Annotated in this window: 5 protein-coding genes; 3 read left to right on the top strand and 2 right to left on the bottom strand. The window is 70.6% G+C overall.

Annotated features, from left to right (window positions below; genetic code table 11):
• Together LB823_RS23490 and LB823_RS23485 are read right to left on the bottom strand one after the other, a co-directional pair.
• Positions 1 to 203: hypothetical protein (locus LB823_RS23490; protein WP_224652162.1), on the bottom strand; the 203-nt coding region annotated here is incomplete at its 3' end.
• Positions 204 to 340: 137 nt separating this feature from the next.
• Positions 341 to 1,120: a hypothetical protein gene (locus tag LB823_RS23485; protein ID WP_224652161.1), complete on the bottom strand. Its 780-nt coding sequence runs from the start codon at positions 1,118 to 1,120 to the stop codon at positions 341 to 343.
• 118 nt (positions 1,121 to 1,238) lie between these two features.
• Between LB823_RS23485 and LB823_RS23480 the strand changes: the two genes are divergently transcribed.
• The 3 genes from LB823_RS23480 to LB823_RS23470 form a co-directional block, all read left to right on the top strand.
• Complete coding sequence (locus tag LB823_RS23480) at positions 1,239 to 1,667, top strand: thioesterase family protein (protein WP_259140398.1); 429 nt, start codon at positions 1,239 to 1,241, stop codon at positions 1,665 to 1,667.
• A gap of 10 nt (positions 1,668 to 1,677) precedes the next feature.
• Positions 1,678 to 2,301, top strand: coding sequence for a GNAT family N-acetyltransferase (locus LB823_RS23475; protein WP_224652159.1), 624 nt, complete (start codon positions 1,678 to 1,680; stop codon positions 2,299 to 2,301).
• 2 nt (positions 2,302 to 2,303) lie between these two features.
• Positions 2,304 to 2,494, top strand: a 191-nt coding sequence (locus tag LB823_RS23470) for a hypothetical protein (RefSeq protein WP_224652158.1), incomplete at its 3' end; no start/stop codon positions are given.

The following is a 2,494-nucleotide window of genomic DNA, read 5'->3' as shown; positions in this document are numbered from 1 at the left end:
GACGGCATACGAGATCCTCTCTGGTCTCGTGGGCTCGGAATGTGTATAAGAGAAAGGCTAACCTCTGCAGCTCCCGGGGTGTACTTCGAGAGGAATTCGTGCCAGCTCGGGTCGACCGAATTAGGGTCGGCCTTGAACCGCTCGTACATCTCCTCGACCAGCCATTCGTTTTGGCCGAAATCCGATACAGAACTGCTGCTCACGGCAGGTCCTCGCCTCGATTCATCATCGTCGTATCAAGCGCGCGCCGCCCTGGATCGCAGAGGGCGCAGGTCCGCGCGGTCCAGGGTAGTCCACCACGGAAAACCTGTGTCGGTTACTCCCGTTCCGCGGCCCTGGATCAGTCGCTGCCGGGCCCCGGCAGACCGGGCGTGGATCCGTCGGAGACGGACCCGTCGATCACCCGCAGGTGGGCGGTGGGCCACGTGGCGGGGACGGGGCCGAAGGCCGTCCGGGAGTTCTTGATCACGCCCTTGCCCAGGACCCGGTTGCCGCCCGCGCCCACGACGGCGCCGATCCCCGCGGGGAGCAGCTTGCCGAGGATCAGCGGCGACTTCTTCGCCAGGAACCGGCGGCTGAACATCTTCATCAGCTGCTTGTTCAGGTTGCCCAGCCCGGGGAGCTGGGTGGGGTTCTTCTTGAGGTTCATCAGCGAGGCGTTCTTGGCGCCGACGGTGGCGCGCAGCGCGCCGAGGCCGGCCTCGCCGAGCACCGCGGTGAGCACCAGCGCCTTGCGCAGCTCCCGGTCCTCGGGGGAGATGCCGTACACCTCGGCGACGGCCAGGGCGTACAGCGCCGAGGCCTCCATGAACACCACGGTCTCGGCGCCGATGGTGCCGATCGCGGCCAGGGTGCCGACGCCCGGGACGGCGGCGGTGGCGCCGGCCGCGCCGCCGGTGCCGGTCACGGTCAGCAGGTACCGCTTCTCGAGCCGCTCGATGATCTGCGTGGGCGACTCGTCGGGGTGATCGGCGCGCAGGCTCGCGACGTACTTCGCGACGGCCGGCGCCTGCAGGCGGGCGGCGCGGTCGATGACGGAGCCGAGGACGCCGCCGCCGTCGCGCTGGACGGCGGGGAGCTGAGGCTCGTCGGACTGGATGCGGGCGGGCTTGTTCGCCATGGTGACCTCCGTGGGAAGCGATCCTGGTGACCTTGTACTCCATCTAACCCCCGGCAACCCCCGGAAAGTTCCCGACCGGCGCACGGGCCCGAGCGCCGCCCGCGTACCGTCGGAGATCGTGCCGAGCATCGACGAGCAGCCGTACACCCTGGTCATCCCCACGCGGTGGAAGGACAACGACGTGTACGGGCACGTCAACAACGTCGTCTATTACAGCTTCTTCGACACGGTGATCAACACCTTCCTCATCCGCGAGGGCGGGCTGGACATCCACGACGGCGCCGTGATCGGCCTCTGTGTGGAATCTCACTGCCGCTACGACGCCCCGCTCGCCTTCCCGGAGCCCGTCACCGCCGGTCTCGCGGTCACCAAGCTGGGCCGGTCGAGCGTCACCTACGCCGTCACGCTGTTCGACGGCGCCGGCGCCCCCGCCGCCGAGGGCTGGTTCGTCCACGTCTTCGTCGACCGGGAGAGCCGACGCCCCGCCGGGGTTCCCGACGGGATCCGCGCCGCGCTGGAGCGCCTGCTCGTCAGTGCCCCGCAGTAGCCTGCGAACCATGGCCTTCCGCACCCCGCTGGAGCCCGTCACCCTGACGGGTCACCTCGTCACGCTCGCGCCGCTGGCGCACGACCAGCACGACGGCCTCCTCGAGGCGCTTGAGGACGGGCAGCTCTGGGACCGCTGGTACACCTCCGTGCCCGCCCCGTCGGGCCTGCGTGCCGAGATCGACCGCCGCCTGGACCTGCAGGCGAAGGGTGAGATGATCCCCTTCACCGCGATCGACACGGCGGGCCGGGTGCTCGGCATGACCACCTACTACGACATCGACCCGACGGTCCCGCGGATGGAGATCGGCTACACCTGGAACCGCGCCTCCGCGCACGGCACCGGCACCAACGCGGAGTCCAAGCTGCTGCTGCTCCGGCACGCCTTCGATGTGCTCGGCTGCGAGTGCATCGGCCTGCGCACCCAGTGGGTCAACACCCAGTCGCGCGAGGCCATCGCCCGGCTCGGCGCCAAGCAGGACGGCGTGCTGCGCAGCTACAAGCGGTACCGCAACGGCGCCCTGCAGGACGCGGTGCTGTTCTCGATCCTCCGGCACGAGTGGCCCACGGTGGACGCGCACCTGCGGCACCGCCTGCGCCACCGGCACGAGGCCTACCGCTCCGTCCCGGAGTAGTCGTGCCCCGCCCCCAGGCCGCGGCGCACGGGCTGTGGCGCCCGGGCCTCGGGCTCGCGCTGTGGTTCACCGACGAGGTCGGCGAGCCCACCGCCGATCCCGACGTCGCGGTGCTGCCCGCGCCGATCGCCGAGGTGCTCGGCGACCGCCGACCCCGCCGCTCGGTCTCCCTCGCCGGGCCGCAGGGCCGGCT

The organism is Tsukamurella sp. M9C, assembly GCF_020169415.1.
Classification (GTDB): Bacteria; Actinomycetota; Actinomycetes; order Mycobacteriales; family Mycobacteriaceae; genus Tsukamurella.
This window is presented reverse-complemented; position numbering and strand designations above follow the sequence as displayed.